Consider the following 15,914-nt stretch of genomic DNA (forward strand, 5'->3'; position numbering starts at 1 on the left):
GGTAGACAACCTTGCGTTTTTGTTAGTCAAACAGCGTAGTCCGCGGACCACTGTTCAAGAATGGCCTGGTATGGCTTGATAAACTGTTCCTCGACAAACCTTCCCTGCTCGATAGCCAGCCGGCTGCGCTCTTCTCGATCGTAAACAATTCGGGTTAACGAAAAATCCTGGTGCTTCAAACTGGGTTGATAGAATTTCCCTGCCGGAGAATTCGCATTGTAAATCTCGGGCCGGTAAATTTTCTGGAAGGTATCCATCGTGCTGATGGTGCCGATAAGCTCGAGATCGGTGTAGTCAGCAAGCAAATCGCCGGTAAAATAAAAAGCCAAAGGCGCAACACTATTCGGCGGCATGAAATAGCGAACCTTCAGCCCCATTTTTTCGAAATATTCGTCAGTCAGGGAATATTCGTCCTGCTGGTACTCGACGCCCAATACAGGGTGCTGATTGGCAGTCCGGTGATAGGTCTTGCTACTCGAAACGCTTAGACATATGACGGGCGGCTTGGCGAAATGATCTCTGTAAGCGCTGGAATTTATGAAGCACTTGAACAGCTTTCCATGCAGATCCCCAAAATTGTCCGGCGTGCTGAACCTGGGCCGACCCTTGTTGTACTCCAGCAATACCACGCTGAAGTCGTAATCTCGCACATAGGAGGAAAAGTTATTTCCCGCAATACCTTCGATGCGTTCGTTGGTTTTTCGATCAAAAATATTCGTCCTCAATATTTCGATCAAGGGAAGCGCGTTATCGCTGCTTTCCCCTTCAATATTCATTTCAACGGAAATGATTTCAAGCTTGACGGCGTAACGATCTCCTTCAGGATTGTCCCAATGCGCCAGCGCATTGAAGCGATTGTCAATCATCCTGAAGGTGTTGCGCAGATTCTCCTGGCGGCTACTTCCCCTGGCCAGGTTGGCGAAGTTGGTCGTGATGCGCGTATTTTCCGAAGGGCGATAGTCTTCATCGAAACGGATGCTGTTAATAGCAAATGTGAACTCTTGACTCATTGTGATCTTGCACCCTGATTTCCGAAATGAAAACTGCGTTTGCTCTTTGATTTTCAAAGCTTCCCGCTTTTCTTCTCTGTTTTTTTACCCGACAGTCTCGTTGGCACCGACATCCATGACGAATTTGATGTTGAACCACAGCCGGCCAGACATGAATCGATTTCATGCAACCATTAATCGCGCTCATGGCGCAAGATATGTTGATCTGCGTCGTGACACATGTGCTGTATGCTGATCAGAAGAAAAGTGACTGGCAGCGATGATATAGTTCCCTTTTCATGAATAAAAATGGATTTTTTTCATGCGGACATTAAATTTGTTCATGGGTGAGCGATGCTGGATCGCAGTCATCTGATGGTCGTGCGGGAAGTGGAGCGGCAGGGTTCGCTCACGGCCGCCGCCGATACGCTCAATCTCACGCAGTCGGCGCTCAGCCATGCCGTGAAGAAGCTCGAGCAGCAGCTCGGTACGCCGGTGTGGACGCGCGAAGGACGTTCCATGCGGCTCACGCAGGCCGGACAGTACCTGCTGAGCCTCGCGAACCGGTTGCTGCCGCAATTCGAACTCGCCGAAGAGCGCATGAAGCAGTACGCACAGGGCGAGCGCGGCACGTTGCGGATCGGCATGGAATGCGCGCCGTGCTATCAGTGGCTGCTGAAAGTGGTGTCGCCGTATCTCGCGCGCTGGCCGGATGTCGACGTCGACGTGAAGCAGCGCTTCCAGTTCGGCGGCATCGGTGCGTTGATCGGCTATGAAATCGACGTGCTCGTCACGCCCGACCCGCTCAAGAAGCCCGAACTGCATTTTCAGCCGGTGTTCGATTACGAGCAGGTGCTGGTGGTTGCCGATGATCACGCGCTGGCCGGAGAAGCGTATGTCACGCCGGAACAGTTGGCGCATGAGGTACTCATCACGTATCCCGTCGAAACGGACCGGCTCGATATCTACACGCAGTTCCTTACGCCCGCGAACAGGGCACCGAAGCGCCACAAGGTGATCGAGACGACCGACATCATGCTGCAGATGGTGGCGAGCGGCCGTGGGGTAGCGGCGTTGCCGCGCTGGCTCGCGGAAGAATACGCGGGCTGGATGCCGCTTACGCCCGTGCAACTTGGAAAGAAAGGTATTGCGAAGCAGATTTTCCTCGGCACGCGCAAGACGGATGACGACGTCGACTATCTCGTCGCGTTTGTAAAGGCGGCGCGCGAGTGGAAATGGGCGGAAGCGAAGATGCGAGACTAGTTTTGCATCGGGACATGAACAAAACTAATCGCTGGATGAAAAGATACCATTTCATTTTGCACGGCTCAGCCTCTATCATCTCCGCCGGAGCGCTTTAGCCGTTTGGCCTTTTGGTCTTTCTGCCGCCTGCGGCCCCGTCCCCCGCGTCGGGCCGCGCCACACCCTCACGCAATGCTCGCGTCTGAAAATCAGCCGTGAGCGTCAAATACTTTTTTCTTCCAGGACGCCAATCCCATGTTCTGACGTCGCCGCGGCCATTTGCCGAACATGAGCAACCAATCAACTGGGCGATTTTCTCCGGCATCCAGCATGGCCTGCTGATGCAGGCGATCGCGGGCAACGCCGTCGCATTCTACGAGGCCGCATCGCTGGAGTTCGAGGCGCATCGGCAGCAGGCCGTGCGATACGCGGTAGTGATGGATTGAGGTAAAACGACGATGACCAACGCCAACGAACGCAACTCCCTGCCCTTGCCGGGCGGCCATCGGAAGGTTCTGCTGCATTCGTGCTGCGCGCCGTGTTCCGGGGAAGTCATGGAAGCCATGGTCGCTTCGGCGATCGATTTCACGATCTTCTTCTATAACCCGAACATTCATCCGCGCAAGGAGTACGACCTGCGCAAGGATGAAAACATCCGTTTTGCCGAAAAATTCGGCATCCCGTTCGTGGATGCCGACTACGATCGCGACAACTGGTTTGCGCGCGCCCGCGGCATGGAGAATGAACCCGAGCGCGGCGTTCGCTGCACGATGTGCTTCGACATGCGCTTCGAGCGCACGGCGCTGTACGCGCACGAGCACGGCTTTCCTGTGATCACCAGTTCGCTTGGCATTTCGCGCTGGAAGAACATGCAGCAGATCAACGACTGTGGCAAACGCGCGGCCTCTCACTATCCGGAACTGTTGTATTGGGATTACAACTGGCGCAAGGGCGGTGGTTCCGCTCGCATGATCGAAATCAGCAAGCGCGAAAATTTTTATCAGCAGGAATATTGCGGGTGCGTCTATTCGTTGCGCGACACCAATGCGCATCGCATCGCTACCGGACGCGAGCGGATCAGGCTGGGCGAGTTGTACTATGGGCAATCTTCGGTGGAAGAGAAGGACGCACAGCCCGCGGCGCTGCCCGATACCGACGCTTCACCGCAGGGCTGACAACATCCCGTGTTATTGCGCGACCCGGAAGCGCACGCCAGCGCCGGGAAGCCTCGATTGGCTGCAACGAGTCGGCAAGCGACGTCCACGAAACGCCACGAAGAATTTTTTTCGGCCGGAATCGAAATCCCCGCGATCAAACCGCCATGCACAGATATTTGATGACCAGATAGTCATCGATCCCGTAGTGCGACCCTTCGCGTCCCAGCCCCGACTGCTTCACGCCGCCGAACGGCGCGACCTCGTTCGAAATCAGCCCCGTGTTGATCCCCACCATCCCGTATTCGAGCTGCTCGGCAACCCGCCACACGCGCCCGGCATCGCGGCTGTAGAAGTAAGCGGCCAGCCCGAACTCGGTGTCGTTGGCGAGCTTCACCACTTCTTCGTCGCTCGAGAAGCGGAACAGCGGCGCGAGCGGCCCGAACGTTTCTTCTCGCGCGACGTCCATCCGCGCGGTGGTGTTCAGCAGCACCGTCGGCTCGAAGAAGCCCTGCCCGAGTGCGTGCCGCTTGCCGCCGGTCGCGAGCGTCGCGCCTTTGCCGAGTGCATCGGCGATGTGCGCTTCGACCTTGGTCAGCGCCGCGTCGTTGATCAACGGCCCCAGCGTCACGCCGCTTTCGGTGCCGTGCCCGACCTTCAGGCCCTTCACCGCCTCGACCAGCTTCGCGGCGAATGCGTCGTACACCCGGTCATGCACGTAAAAGCGATTGGTGCACACGCACGTCTGCCCGTTGTTGCGGTACTTCGACGCGATCGCGCCGGCCACGGCGGCGTCCAGATCCGCATCGTCGAACACGATGAACGGTGCATTCCCGCCCAGTTCGAGCGTCACCTTCTTCACCGTCGGCGCGCTTTGCGCCATCAACAGCCGGCCGACGCCCGTCGATCCGGTAAACGAAAGCTTGCGCACCACCGGGCTGCTCGTCATGGCGCCGCCGATCGCCTTCGGGTCGCCGGTGACGATATTGAGCACGCCCCTCGGCACGCCAGCGCGCTCGGCCAGCACGGCCAGCGCGAGCGCCGAGAACGGCGTGGCTTCGGCGGGCTTCACGACGATCGGGCAGCCGGCGGCCAGCGCGGGCCCGACCTTGCGCGTGATCATCGCGTTCGGGAAATTCCACGGCGTGATCGCCGCGCACACGCCGACGGGCTCCTTGACCACCACCAGGCGCTTGTCCGACGCGGGCGTGGCGAGCGTATCGCCCGCCACGCGCTTGCCTTCTTCGGCGAACCATTCGATGAACGACGCCCCGTAGACGATTTCGCCCTTCGCCTCGGCCAGCGGCTTGCCCTGCTCGGCGGTGAGGATCAGCGCGAGATCGTCCGCGTGTTCGATCATCAGCTCGTACCAGCGGCGCAGGATGCGCGCACGCTCCTTCGCCGTCGTCGCGCGCCACGCCGGCCATGCGGCGTTCGCGGCATCGATCGCGCGCGATGTCTCGGCTTCGCCCATCAACGGGACGCTGCCGAGCGTTGCGCCCGTTGCCGGGTCGATCACGCCGAAGCTTGCGCCCGAGTCGGCCTCGCGCCATCGACCGTCGATGTAAGCGTGCTGGCGCAACAGCGCCGGATCCTTCAACAGCGTATTCAATTCCACGATCGTTCCTTCCGGAGATAAAAATGCGTGTGTCGGACCGGGCATGGCCTGGTCCATAAAAATTCAATCGCCGCGCGACTGCGATTCAGTCGCGTCATTTCGCAATGCGAACGAGCGTCATCCCGTGAAAACCGGATTCCATGCGATGCTCATCGCGTCATCCACCGCGAATCCGAGCGCATCATCCCGCCTGACGCCACGAAGCGCTCTCGTGCCCCTGAGCCAGCAGCTTGCGTGCGATCTCGGCCACGCGGTGCACGTGTGCGATGGCCGCCTCGCGCGCCGCGGCGCCATCGCCCGACGAGATGCCCGCGAGAATCGCGCGCATTTCGTCGACCGCCTGCGTGCCGCGATCGTCGGAAGCGATCGTCAGCGCACGCAAGCGGTTGATGCGTGCGGTCAACGACTGCACGATCTCCCACGCGACGTGCTTTTTTCCGGCGCTGAACATGCGCTCGTAGAAAGCCGACGTAAGCGCCTTCACCGCCTGATGATCCTGGGCGTCGAACGCGGCCCGGATGGTGTCGATGCAGGCCGCCAGATCCGCGACGAGCGCCGCGTCGGCATGCTGCGCGCAGGCCATCGCCGCCTCGCCCTCCAGCAGCGCGCGGATTTCGTAGATCTCGGCCGCCGTGGCGAAGTCGAGCACCGCGACGATCGGCCCCTGGTTCGATACCGAATCGACGAGGCCTTCCGTTTCCAGATGCCGCAGGACCTCGCGCACGACCGTTCGGCTCACGCCGAGAATCTCGCACAGCGAGCGTTCGACGAGGCGCTCGCCCGGCTGGAAATGCGCGTCCAGGATGGCGTTGCGCATTTTCTCGAGCGCAAGCTCCCGCAGCGTGGCGGCGGGCCGCTGGACTTTCAGTGACGGCAGTGCGGGACGCATGATCGTCGCCGTCAGGCTTGCGCGAACAGGCGCACGTCGCGCGCGTCCCAGTCGACCCGCGCCTGCGCGCCGATCACGATGCCGCTGTCGTGGCGATGCGCGGCCGGCATCCGGATCGAGATCTCCTGCTGCCACGGCGTCGCCACCGCGTAGTGCATCGCATCGCCGAGATAGGTGACGTCGCGCACGGTCACCGGCAGGCCCGCCGCGCCGCCCGAACCGCCAGCGTGTTGCAGCGAGCTCAGCCGCATCTGTTCCGGGCGGATCATCAGCGCGCCTTCGTCGCCGACGGCGAGCGTCGGGTGGAACACGTCCGACGCCGTTTCTAGGCCGTTAGGCAGCACGCCGCTCATGCGGCCGCCGCTGTGCTTCGTCACCTTGACCGGCAGGAAATTCGAGTTGCCGATGAAGCTCGCGACGAAACGCGAAGCCGGGTTCGCATACAGTTCCTCGCCGGTGCCGACCTGCTCGATGCGGCCCTGGTTGAACACGGCGATGCGATCCGACAGGCGCAGCGCTTCCTCCTGATCGTGCGTGACGTACAGGATCGTCACGCCGGTTTCCTGGTGAATGCGGCGCAATTCGAGCTGGATTTCCTCGCGCAGCTTCTTGTCGAGCGCGGAAAGCGGCTCGTCCATCAGCAGCACGGGCGGATCGTAGGCCAGCGCGCGTGCGATGGCGACGCGCTGCTGCTGTCCGCCGGAGAGCTGCGCGGGCATGCGGTCGCGGCACTCGGCCAGATGCACGAGCTTCAGCATCTGCTCGACTTTCGCGCGGATGTCGGCTTCAGGCCGGCGGCGCACGCGCAGCGGAAACGCGACGTTCTCGCCCACGGTGAGATGCGGGAACAGCGTATAGCGCTGAAACACCATGCCGATGTGGCGCTGGTTCGGCGCGACCGACAGCAGCGACTTGCCGTCGAGCAGCACGCGTCCGTCGGTCGGCGCCTGAAAGCCCGCGACGATGTAGAGCGTCGTGCTCTTGCCCGAGCCGGACGGCCCGAGGAAGGTCATGAATTCGCCCTTGCGCACGTCGAGCGAAACCTGGTCGATCGCGACGACGTCGTCATAGGTCTTGCGCAGGCGCTGGATTTGCAGGAAAGCAGTCATGGCGGGTACCCTCAGTGAGCGCGTGCGCGGCGCACCACGGCGCCCGCCAGCATCAATACGGTCGTCAATCCGACGAGCAGCGACGACGCGGCCGCCACGACGGGAGTCAGGTCTTGCCGCAAGGTCGCCCAGATCCGCACGGGCAGCGTTTGCAGCGTCGGGCTCGACATGAAGATCGACACCACGACTTCGTCCCACGACGCGAGGAACGCGAAGATCGCGGCGGCGAACAGGCCGAGCCGGATCGCGGGCAGCGTGACGCGCAGCTTCACCGTGAGCGGCGACGCGCCGCAGATCAGCGCGGCGTCCTCGAGCGCGGTGTCGAAGCTCACGAGCGAGTTGCTGATCGAGATGATCGAGAACGGCAGCGCGATGATCAGGTGGCCGATCACGAAGCCGGTCATCGTGCCGTTCAGGCCGATGCGCAGGAAGAACGCATAAAGCGCGACGGCGAGCACGACGACGGGCAGCACCATCGGCGTGAGGAAGAAGCCCCGCACCGCCTCGCGGCCGCGAAACTTGCCGCGCACCAGCGCCAGCGACGCGAGAAAGCCGATCGACACCGACAGCGCGGTGACGATCACGGCCAGCTTCACGCTGGTCAGCAGCGAATCGATCCAGCCCGCATCGGTGAACAGCTGCCGATACCATTCGAGCGTCCAGCCCGGCGGCGGGAAGATCAGCCACTGCGAATCGCCGAACGACAGCGCGACGATGAAGACGATCGGCAGCAGCAGAAACAGCGAGACGGCCGCGCCCACGGCCACGAGTATCCAGCGCAGCGCGCCCAGGCGATCGAAATCGAGCAACATGTCAGTCCTCCCGCCGGGCCGCCCCAAGGGAGGCTGACGCCCCCTTGGGGGGCAGCGAACGTAGTGAGCGTGGGGGGTGTTTCATCTCAGCGGCCTCCCGCGGTTGCGCGCGCACGGCCCGCAAAGCGCAGTTGCAACGCATAGAGCCCGAGCGTCACGGCGAGCAGCACGCAAGCCGCGGCACCGGCGAGGCCCCAGTTCAGCAGTTCCTGCACGAGCTGCGCGATGAGCTCGGCAAGCATCATGTACGACGGGCCGCCCAGCAGCGTGGGCGTGACGAAGTAGCCGAGCGCCATCACGAACACCATCAGCGCGCCCGACGCGACACCCGGCATCGCGAGCGGCACGAGGATGCGCCAGAACGCCTGCCAGCGGCTCGCGCCGCACACGGCCGCCGCACGCAGCGTCGACGGGTCGATGCCGCGCAGCGTCGCATGCAGCGGCATCACGAGAAACGGCAGCATGATGTACGTCATGCCGATCGTCACGCCGGTGAGGTTGTTCACGAGCGACAGCGGTTCATGGATCACGCCGATCGCCATCAGCGCGCGGTTGATCGGCCCGGTCTCCTGCAGCAGCACCATCCATGCGAACGTCCGCGCGAGCAGGTTGGTCCACATCGACAGCAGCAGGATCGCGAACAGCACGGCACTGAGCTTGCGCGGCGCGATGGCGAGCAGCCACGCCATCGGAAAGCCCACGAGCAGCGTGACGAGCGTCACGACCGTCGCGACGAGAAACGTGTTGCCGAACACGCGCAGATACGTCGTCGAGCCGAGCAGTTGCTGGTAGTTGTGCAGCCCGGCCGTCGGCTCGAGCACGCTGCGCAACAGCAGCGACAGCACCGGCAACAGGAAGAAGATCGCGAGCAGCAGCATCGCGGGCGCCAGCAGCCGGATGCTGCGCCAGTCGCGCCGCTTGCGCGCGGCTGCCGCGGGCGGATGCGCGACGGTACTCAATACGTTGGGCATGGTGTCTCCTGTGTCGGCCGGCGTCGGCGCGTCCGCGCCCGATACCCCGGCCCCATGCGGATTCGTTGGTCGACCCGGCCGGCTCGCGTCGATCTGCAATCCTGACCGACATGCGTGCCGGCGCGATCGTGACGGGCCGGCTTACTTCGATTGCCACGCGTACCAGCGCTTCGCGATCGCGTCGCGGTTCTCCGCCCAGTACTTCATGTCGAGATTGATCTGCGAAGTCTTGTACTGGTCGGGCAGCGTCTTCGCGATCGCCGGCGGCATCAGCGCGGCCGACTTCACGTTGATCGGCGCATAGCCCGTATCGGCCGCGAATTTCGCCTGCGCCTGCGCGCTCGTCGCGGCGGCCAGGAACTTCATCGCCGCGTCGCGATGCTTCGCGCCCTTCGGAATCACGAGCATGTCGGCGGCGGTCAGGTTCTGGTTCCACGAAATGCCCACCGGCACGCCGGTCTGCGCCAGCGCATGCAGCCGGCCATTCCAGAACATGCCGATCGGCGCCTCGCCCGACGCGAGCAGCTGCTGCGACTGCGCGCCGCCGCTCCACCAGACGATGTCGCCCTTGATCGAGTCGAGCTTCTTGAACGCACGGTCGAGGTCGAGCGGATACAGCTTGTTGGGCGCCACGCCGTCGGCGAGCAGCGCGATTTCGAGCACGCCCGGCGCCGACCACTTGTAGAACGTGCGCTTGCCCGGGAAGCGCTTCGTATCGAACAGGTCCGCCCAGGTTTGCGGCTGCGCGGCGGTGTACTTCGCCTTGTTGTAGCCGAGCACGAACGAGTAGTAGAAGCTGCCCACCGCGGACGTCGTCGTGAAGCGCGGGTCGAGGTCGGCCTTGTTCACCACCGCGTAGTCGATCGGCTCGATCAGGCCGGCTTTTTGCGCGGCGTACGCGAAGTCGCCCTCGACGTCGACCACGTCCCAGCTGACGTTGCCGCTCTCGACCATCGCCTTGAGCTTGCCGTAGTCGGTCGGCCCGTCCATCAGCACGTTGATGCCGCTCGCCTGCGTGAACGGCTGCGCCCAATCCTTCTGTTGCGACGACTGGGTCGTGCCGCCCCAGCTCGTGAACACGATCGGGTCCGCGGCCAGTGCCGGCGCCGTGCAAAAGGCGGCCAACGGCACGATACAGGCCAGACGCGATGCTGCAAGACGCGGGATGCTTCTGCTGCTCATGGTCTCTCTCCAAGGGGAAACGGATGCGGCTCGCGGCCACCGGGGCGGCGGTCATTCGAGCGCGCGTATTCAGGCCGGCGACGTCAGCCGCGCCGGCTTCTCGATCTTGTTTTCATGGCTTCGCCGCGGCCCGCGCGCGGCACGCCGGCATCGGCCGGCGCCGTCAATGCGCGTGGGCCAGCGCCTGGACCGTCCCGGCGTCCGAATCGCCGACGTAGATGCCGTACGCGTCCTGCCTGCGTTCGCGCACATAGCGTTCGAGCATCGAGCGCACGGCGTGATCGGCGATCTCGTCCCACGGAATCTGCCAGAGCGGCACGATGCGAATGCTGTCGTCGAACCACGGCGAACCGGTGGGAATCACGCGGCCGCGGTAATAGACGTGGACGCCCGGCTCGCGCTCGCCGGCCGCCTCGAACACGGCAAACAGGAAGTCGAGATGCGCGTTGAGGCCGAGCTTCGCGAGCACGCCGCGCAGGCTCGTCGCGTCGCTCGCCGGCTCCAGCTTGATGCCGGTCGGCAAGCGCAGGCCTTGCGGCGTATCGACGAGCACGAGCCCGTCGCGATGTTCGAGAATCGCGCCGACATGCGTACGCGCGCCGGCGGCGGACAACGCATCCTGCGACAGGCTGAAATTCACGTACGCGCCCCGGCAATAGCCGAGCGGCGACGCATTCGTCTGCACGAAATCGACCACGCGCCCGATCAGGATGATGTGGTCGCCCGCGTCCACGACGTCATGCGTGCGGCAGTCGAAGCTCGCCGCCGCATCGTGGATCACGGGGGCGCCCGTCTTGCGCGTACCCCACGGCACTTGCGCGAACTTGTCCTGCGCCTTCGACGCGAACACGCCCGATACGTCCGCCTGGTTTTCCGCGAGCACGCTCACCGCAAACCGTTGCGTGGCGGAGAACACCGCGTGGCTCGACGCCGTCTTCGCGATGCACACGAGGATCAGCGGCGGGTCGAGCGACACCGACGTGAACGAGTTCGCGGTGAAGCCGCGCGGCGACCCGTCGGGCTGGATCGTCGTGACGACCGTCACACCGGTGACGAACGCACCCAGCGCACGGCGGAATCCGGCGATATCGAATGCCTGTTCCGCGATTTGTCCGGTCATCGACTCAGTCATGGCGTGCTCCCGTGATCACTCGTTACTCGATGAGATTATGGTATTCCATCTTATGGCCCACAACAATGCTCGTCGTATTATGGAATACCATGAGTTGAATCGGCAGACGAAACCGGACAAAACACCGGGCAAAACAAAAGGCCGCCGGCATTGCATGCCGGCGGCCTTGGCGGATTGAACCGCGCGGGTCGCGGCCCGCGCGCGTGATGCGATCAGTCGTCGGTCGCTGCGTCGCCCTGCTGCGCGAGCGCCGACAACGCCAGCTCGGAAACCCGCTTGATGTGCGCGGCGGACGCGGCCGATGCCGCGTCGCCGTCCCGTCGCTCGATCGCGTCGAGCAGGCGATTCATCTCGCTGTTCGAATCGCTGCCGCGGCCCGGCATCGCGATGGTCAGTGCGCGCAACCGGTTGATACGCGCGTTGAGCGTCTTCACGACCGTCAGCGACACCTGTTTGCCGGCGGCCTCGAACAGCGTTTCGTAGAAGCGCTCGGTGTATTCGAGCACGCGCGGCAATTCCTGCTGTTCGAACGCCGCTTCGATCGTCGCGCGGATCTCGCGCAGTTGCTGCACCACTTCGGGCGTCGCGCTTTCCGCACAGGCGCGCGCGGCATTCGCTTCGAGCAGGCCGCGCAGCTCATAGATCTCGCCCACTTGCGCCGGATCGAGCCGCGCCACCACCGGGCCTTGCCGCGATACCGTCTCGACGAGCCCTTCGGTTTCCAGATGCCGCAGCACCTCGCGCACCACCGTGCGGCTCACGCCGAGCTCGTCGCACAGCGTGCGTTCGACGAGCCGCGCGCCCGGCCGGAAATACCCCTGCACGATCGCGCCGCGCAGTTTGTCGAGCGTCAGCTCGCGCAGGGTTTTGGCATTGCGGTCGATCTTGAGGTCTTGCATGGGCGGCACTCGGAAAACGATTGTTCGATTATGGCCCGCCGCCGGCCAAGCGCCGGGCGCGGACATGGAATGCCATATTATGACCTAACTGTCATCGCGCTTTCCATATCGCGCCCGCCGTGGCGCCGTCAGTCCTCCAGCCCCTCGACGATCGCGACCTGCGCGCGGCAATGCCCGTCGCGTTTCGCCTTGGCCGCCTGATATTCCGGCGAGTGATAACAGGCGAGCGCCGTTTGCATGTCTGCAAACCGGATCACCACATGGCGCTCGAACGCGTCCCCCTCCAGTACCTGCGATGCGCCGCCCCGCGCGAGAAAAACGGCGCCGAACTTCCTGAACGCCTGCGGCGCGATATCCGTGTAGTCCTTGTATTTCGCGGGGTCCAGCACTTGCACGTGGGCAATCCAGTACGCAGTCATTTTCATCTCCAGGGTCGGGAATGGTCGGGACACGGGTTAACACTCATGGCATGCCGTAACATGGTATACCAAAATGAATCCCACAATCAACGCACGAAAGGAAGGTGCCATGAGCCTGATTCGGAAATCCGTCCTCCATGTCGAGACGCTCTACGTGGATGGTGACAAGGTCGCTGCCAAACCGCTGAAGATGATCGGCGCGGTCGCCGTGATCAAGAACCCGTGGGCCGGCCGCAGGTACGTGGAGGACCTGTCGCCGGAGATTCGCGCGATCGCGCCGCAGCTCAGCGAACACCTGACCCGGCTGATCCTCGACGAAGCCGGTTCGGGCGACGCGGTCGAAGCGTTCGGCAAGAGCGCGATCGTCGGCCTCGACGGCGAAATCGAGCACGCGTCCGCGCTGATCCACACGCTGCACTTCGGCAATACCTATCGCACGGCCGTCGGCGCGAAGTCGTACCTCGCGTTCAACAACACGCGCGGCCCGGCCAATGCGCCGCTGCTGATCCCGATGATGGACAAGAACGACGAAGGCCGTCGCTCGCATTACCTGACGCTCCAGTTCTCGATTCCGGACGCCCCGGCCGCCGACGAACTGGTCATCGCCATCGGCGCCGCCACCGCCGGCCGGCCGCATCACCGCATCGGCGACCGCTACAAAGATCTCGCAGAGCTCGGAAATGACGTCAAGAACCCTGCAGCTGTCAAATAATCGCGTCGCGCACTACCTCGACCACGGTGCCGGCGAGCCGCTGGTGCTGATTCACGGCGTGGGGATGCAGGCGAGCGCGTGGTATCCGCAAATCGACGATCTGTCGCATGAATGCCGCGTGATCGCGGTCGACATGCCGGGCCACGGCGCAAGCGATGCGCTTGACGCCAGCGCCGAGTTGCAGCAGTTCGTGCAGTGGGCGATCGAGTTCATCGAGGCGTTGCGCGTCGGCCCGGTCAACCTGGCCGGCCACTCGATGGGCTCGCTGATCGCCGCGGGCGTCGCCGTCACGCGGCCCGATCTGGTCAAGCGCGTGGCAGTCCTGAACGGCGTGTACCGCCGCACGGAGCAGGCGCGCGAAGCCGTGCTGCAACGCGCCGCCGAACTGCGCTCGGGCACCATCGACGTGGATACGCCGCTCAGGCGCTGGTTCAACGCCGACGAAGCGCAGCAAGCCGCCGCGCGGAAGGTGGAAGCGTGGCTGCAGTCGGTCGACCTCGCGGGCTACGCCACCGCGTACAGCGCGTTCGCGAAGGGTGACGAAGTGTATGCGGACGGCTGGCACCGGATTGCGTGCCCCGCCCTCGTGCTCACCGGCTCGGACGACCCGAATTCGACGCCCGAGATGGCCATGCAGATGGCGCAGGCCGCGCATGACGGCAAGGCCGTCGTGATCGAGCACGAGCGCCACATGGTGAACCTGACCGCGCCCGAGCGCGTCAATCGCGCCCTGCGAGCCTGGTTGCAGACCGAGCCACAGGCGGAACCCCTGAAATCGGAAGTGTGAACATGAGCCAAGTAACCCGCCAGGAAGCCCCGACGCTCAACACCCGCGAGCTGCGCGATGCGTTCGGCGCGTTCATGACCGGCGTGACGATCGTCACCACCACCCGCGACGACGGCCAGCCGCTCGGCTTCACCGCGAACTCGTTCTCGTCGGTGTCGCTGGACCCCGCGCTGCTGCTCGTGAGCATCGCGAAGACGTCGAGCAATTTCCAGACGTTTTCCACCACGGGCCATTTCGCGATCAACATTCTCGCGGAGGGGCAAAAGGAACTGTCCAATATCTTTGCGCGGCCGAGCGACGACCGCTTCGCGAAGGTCGGCTGGCACCTGAGCGCGCATCGCAATCCGCTCGTCGACGACGTCAGCGCGTGGTTCGACTGCACGACGCACGCGGTGATCGACGCGGGCGATCACGCGCTCATCGTCGGCAAGGTCGAGGCGTTCCATTCCGCCGGTTACGCGGGGCTCGGCTATTACCGCGGCGGGTATTTCACGCCGGCGAAGCTGTCGGCCGAAGTCATCGCCGGCCCGAAGGTCATCGTGAGCGCGATCATCACGCGCGACGACAAGGTCCTGATGGTCCGGACGGCCGACCGCAAATGGGGGCTGCCGTCGAAGGAAATCGGCAACGAAGGCGCCGACAAGGCGCTCGCCGAACTCTTCAGGCAATACCAGCCGGATGCATCGGCGAGCTTCATTTATTCGGTCTACAACAATACCGAAACGCACTACCAGTACATCTCGTTCCTCTGCAGCGCACCGGACGAAGCGGCCGCCGCCGGCGAATTCGTGAGCCTCGACGACATCGAGGCCGACGCGTTCCAGGACAGCGCGCTCGCCAGCATGCTCGAACGCTATCGCAAGGAGAGCCAGTTGAAGAGCTATGGCCTGTACTTCGGCGATCACAGCACCGGCACCGTCCGCCCGCTTCTTTCCTGAAAGGTCACATCATGCGTTTTTCGCTTTTCGTTCACATGGAGCGCGTCTCCGACCAGACCAGCCAAAAGCAGCTGTACGACGAGATGGTCGAGCTGTGCCAGATCGCCGATCGCGGCGGCATGCACGCCGTCTGGACCGGCGAGCACCACGGCATGGACTTCACGATCGCGCCGAACCCGTTCATCAACCTCGCCGATCTCGCGAACAAGACGAAGCGCGTGCGGCTCGGCACGGGCACGGTCGTCGCGCCGTTCTGGCACCCGATCAAGCTCGCCGGCGAAGCCGCGATGACCGACATCATCACGAACGGGCGGCTGGAACTCGGCATCGCGCGCGGCGCCTACTCGTTCGAATACGAGCGCCTGGCGCCGGGGCTCGACGCGTGGGGCGCGGGCCAGCGCATGCGCGAACTCATTCCGGCCGTGAAGAAGCTGTGGGAAGGCGACTACGCGCACGCAGGCGAGTTCTGGCAATTCCCGTCGACCACGTCGTCGCCGCTGCCGCTGCAACAGCCGCATCCGCCGATCTGGGTGGCCGCGCGCGACCCGAACAGCCACGAATTCGCGGTGTCCAACGGTTGCAACGTGCAGGTCACGCCGCTGCATCTGGGCGACGAGGAAGTCGAGAAGCTCGTCGGCCACTTCAACGCCGCGTGCGAGAAGTTCAGCGACGTGCCGCGCCCGCAGATCATGCTGCTGCGTCATACCTATGTGGCGAGCAGCGAGGCGGACGCGCAGGTCGCCGCCGACGAGGTCAACGTGTTCTACAACTACTTCGGTGCGTGGTTCAAGAACGAGCGCCCGATCAGCCGCGGAATGATCAAGCCGCTGAGCCGCGACGAAATCGCCGCCCACCCGTTCTACACGCCGGAAGCGATGCGCAAGAACAACGTGATCGGCACGCCCGCGGAAGTCATCGCGCGCCTGAAGGCTTACGAAGCGCTGGGCTTCGACGAATACTCGTTCTGGATCGACACCGGGATGAGCTTCGAGCGCAAGAAGGCGTCGCTCGAGCGGATGATCCGCGACGTGATGCCCGCGTTCCAGTGAGGTGCCGACGCC

General features: G+C 63.7%; 16 protein-coding genes and 1 pseudogene. 7 read left to right on the forward strand and 10 right to left on the reverse strand.

Translation table 11 applies throughout. The annotated features are described in order from the left end of the window. Positions 1-26 precede the first annotated feature (26 nt). Positions 27-1,010 (reverse strand): DUF1852 domain-containing protein, encoded by a 984-nt coding sequence (locus DCN14_RS34935; RefSeq protein WP_096504562.1) that lies wholly within the window; start codon positions 1,008-1,010, stop codon positions 27-29. Between the two features lie 333 nt (positions 1,011-1,343). On the opposite strand from DCN14_RS34935, the gene DCN14_RS34940 reads away from it, so the two are divergent. The 3 genes and pseudogenes from DCN14_RS34940 to DCN14_RS34950 all read left to right on the forward strand — a co-directional run bounded on the left by DCN14_RS34940 (position 1,344) and on the right by DCN14_RS34950 (position 3,406). Next, entirely contained in the window at positions 1,344-2,252 is a 909-nt protein-coding gene (locus DCN14_RS34940) for a LysR family transcriptional regulator (RefSeq protein ID WP_096504564.1), read from the forward strand. 260 nt (positions 2,253-2,512) lie between these two features. After that, a pseudogene (gene glyA, locus DCN14_RS34945) lies at positions 2,513-2,671 on the forward strand (serine hydroxymethyltransferase); the annotation flags it as partial. Positions 2,672-2,689: 18 nt separating this feature from the next. Next, positions 2,690-3,406, forward strand: coding sequence for an epoxyqueuosine reductase QueH (locus DCN14_RS34950; protein ID WP_096504566.1), 717 nt, complete (start codon positions 2,690-2,692; stop codon positions 3,404-3,406). A 136-nt stretch (positions 3,407-3,542) separates the two neighbouring features. On the opposite strand, the gene DCN14_RS34955 is transcribed toward DCN14_RS34950, so the two are convergent. The 9 genes from DCN14_RS34955 to DCN14_RS35000 form a co-directional block, all read right to left on the reverse strand. Continuing rightward, a complete protein-coding gene (locus DCN14_RS34955; protein WP_096504824.1) occupies positions 3,543-4,997 on the reverse strand; it encodes an NAD-dependent succinate-semialdehyde dehydrogenase in 1,455 nt (484 codons plus the stop codon). 187 nt (positions 4,998-5,184) lie between these two features. Continuing rightward, positions 5,185-5,892, reverse strand: a complete 708-nt coding sequence (locus tag DCN14_RS34960; RefSeq protein WP_096504568.1) for a GntR family transcriptional regulator — start codon at positions 5,890-5,892, stop codon at positions 5,185-5,187. An 11-nt stretch (positions 5,893-5,903) separates the two neighbouring features. After that, positions 5,904-7,001, reverse strand: coding sequence for an ABC transporter ATP-binding protein (locus DCN14_RS34965; RefSeq protein ID WP_096504570.1), 1,098 nt, complete (start codon positions 6,999-7,001; stop codon positions 5,904-5,906). Between the two features lie 11 nt (positions 7,002-7,012). Next, entirely contained in the window at positions 7,013-7,813 is an 801-nt protein-coding gene (locus DCN14_RS34970) for an ABC transporter permease (protein ID WP_096504572.1), read from the reverse strand. An 86-nt stretch (positions 7,814-7,899) separates the two neighbouring features. Then, complete coding sequence (locus tag DCN14_RS34975) at positions 7,900-8,784, reverse strand: ABC transporter permease (protein ID WP_096504574.1); 885 nt, start codon at positions 8,782-8,784, stop codon at positions 7,900-7,902. A gap of 141 nt (positions 8,785-8,925) precedes the next feature. Beyond that, the gene (locus tag DCN14_RS34980; protein WP_096504576.1) at positions 8,926-9,966 is read right to left on the reverse strand and encodes an ABC transporter substrate-binding protein; all 1,041 of its coding nucleotides are present in this window, start codon (positions 9,964-9,966) and stop codon (positions 8,926-8,928) included. Positions 9,967-10,129: 163 nt separating this feature from the next. Further along, entirely contained in the window at positions 10,130-11,086 is a 957-nt protein-coding gene (locus tag DCN14_RS34985; protein WP_172441901.1) for a flavin reductase family protein, read from the reverse strand. Between the two features lie 224 nt (positions 11,087-11,310). Next, positions 11,311-11,997, reverse strand: coding sequence for a GntR family transcriptional regulator (locus tag DCN14_RS34995; RefSeq protein WP_162826282.1), 687 nt, complete (start codon positions 11,995-11,997; stop codon positions 11,311-11,313). 128 nt (positions 11,998-12,125) lie between these two features. Further along, on the reverse strand, positions 12,126-12,449 hold the full coding sequence (locus DCN14_RS35000; RefSeq protein WP_240327461.1) for a DUF1330 domain-containing protein: 324 nt from the start codon (positions 12,447-12,449) through the stop codon (positions 12,126-12,128). Positions 12,450-12,525: 76 nt separating this feature from the next. Here DCN14_RS35000 and DCN14_RS35005 point away from each other — a divergent pair, with 76 nt between their 5' ends. Genes DCN14_RS35005 through DCN14_RS35020 form a run of 4 tightly spaced genes read left to right on the forward strand, consistent with a single transcriptional unit; the run spans position 12,526 to position 15,902 of the window. Continuing rightward, on the forward strand, positions 12,526-13,128 hold the full coding sequence (locus tag DCN14_RS35005) for an amino acid synthesis family protein (protein ID WP_096504586.1): 603 nt from the start codon (positions 12,526-12,528) through the stop codon (positions 13,126-13,128). Continuing rightward, a complete protein-coding gene (locus tag DCN14_RS35010; protein WP_096504588.1) occupies positions 13,097-13,915 on the forward strand; it encodes an alpha/beta hydrolase in 819 nt (272 codons plus the stop codon). The genes DCN14_RS35005 and DCN14_RS35010 overlap by 32 nt, the downstream gene beginning before the upstream one ends. Before the next feature lie 2 nt (positions 13,916-13,917). Continuing rightward, positions 13,918-14,853, forward strand: coding sequence for a flavin reductase (locus DCN14_RS35015; protein ID WP_096504590.1), 936 nt, complete (start codon positions 13,918-13,920; stop codon positions 14,851-14,853). 11 nt (positions 14,854-14,864) lie between these two features. Further along, positions 14,865-15,902: an LLM class flavin-dependent oxidoreductase gene (locus DCN14_RS35020; protein ID WP_096504592.1), complete on the forward strand. Its 1,038-nt coding sequence runs from the start codon at positions 14,865-14,867 to the stop codon at positions 15,900-15,902. Positions 15,903-15,914: the final 12 nt, after the last annotated feature.

The organism is Burkholderia sp. IDO3, assembly GCF_003366075.1.
GTDB lineage: Bacteria > Pseudomonadota > Gammaproteobacteria > Burkholderiales > Burkholderiaceae > Burkholderia > Burkholderia anthina.

Bases quoted from the DNA above. Each gene is read 5' to 3' on its own strand.
- DCN14_RS35005 (WP_096504586.1), top strand. From the start codon at position 12,526: ATGAGCCTGATTCGGAAATCCGTCCTCCATGTCGAGACGCTCTACGTG.
- DCN14_RS35015 (WP_096504590.1), top strand. From the start codon at position 13,918: ATGAGCCAAGTAACCCGCCAGGAAGCCCCGACGCTCAACACCCGCGAG.
- DCN14_RS34995 (WP_162826282.1), bottom strand. From the start codon at position 11,997: ATGCAAGACCTCAAGATCGACCGCAATGCCAAAACCCTGCGCGAGCTG.
- DCN14_RS34980 (WP_096504576.1), bottom strand. From the start codon at position 9,966: ATGAGCAGCAGAAGCATCCCGCGTCTTGCAGCATCGCGTCTGGCCTGT.
- DCN14_RS34965 (WP_096504570.1), bottom strand. From the start codon at position 7,001: ATGACTGCTTTCCTGCAAATCCAGCGCCTGCGCAAGACCTATGACGAC.
- DCN14_RS34960 (WP_096504568.1), bottom strand. From the start codon at position 5,892: ATGCGTCCCGCACTGCCGTCACTGAAAGTCCAGCGGCCCGCCGCCACG.
- DCN14_RS34985 (WP_172441901.1), bottom strand. From the start codon at position 11,086: ATGACCGGACAAATCGCGGAACAGGCATTCGATATCGCCGGATTCCGC.
- DCN14_RS34940 (WP_096504564.1), top strand. From the start codon at position 1,344: ATGCTGGATCGCAGTCATCTGATGGTCGTGCGGGAAGTGGAGCGGCAG.
- DCN14_RS35010 (WP_096504588.1), top strand. From the start codon at position 13,097: ATGACGTCAAGAACCCTGCAGCTGTCAAATAATCGCGTCGCGCACTAC.
- DCN14_RS35020 (WP_096504592.1), top strand. From the start codon at position 14,865: ATGCGTTTTTCGCTTTTCGTTCACATGGAGCGCGTCTCCGACCAGACC.
- DCN14_RS34935 (WP_096504562.1), bottom strand. From the start codon at position 1,010: ATGAGTCAAGAGTTCACATTTGCTATTAACAGCATCCGTTTCGATGAA.
- DCN14_RS34950 (WP_096504566.1), top strand. From the start codon at position 2,690: ATGACCAACGCCAACGAACGCAACTCCCTGCCCTTGCCGGGCGGCCAT.
- DCN14_RS34970 (WP_096504572.1), bottom strand. From the start codon at position 7,813: ATGTTGCTCGATTTCGATCGCCTGGGCGCGCTGCGCTGGATACTCGTG.
- DCN14_RS34975 (WP_096504574.1), bottom strand. From the start codon at position 8,784: ATGCCCAACGTATTGAGTACCGTCGCGCATCCGCCCGCGGCAGCCGCG.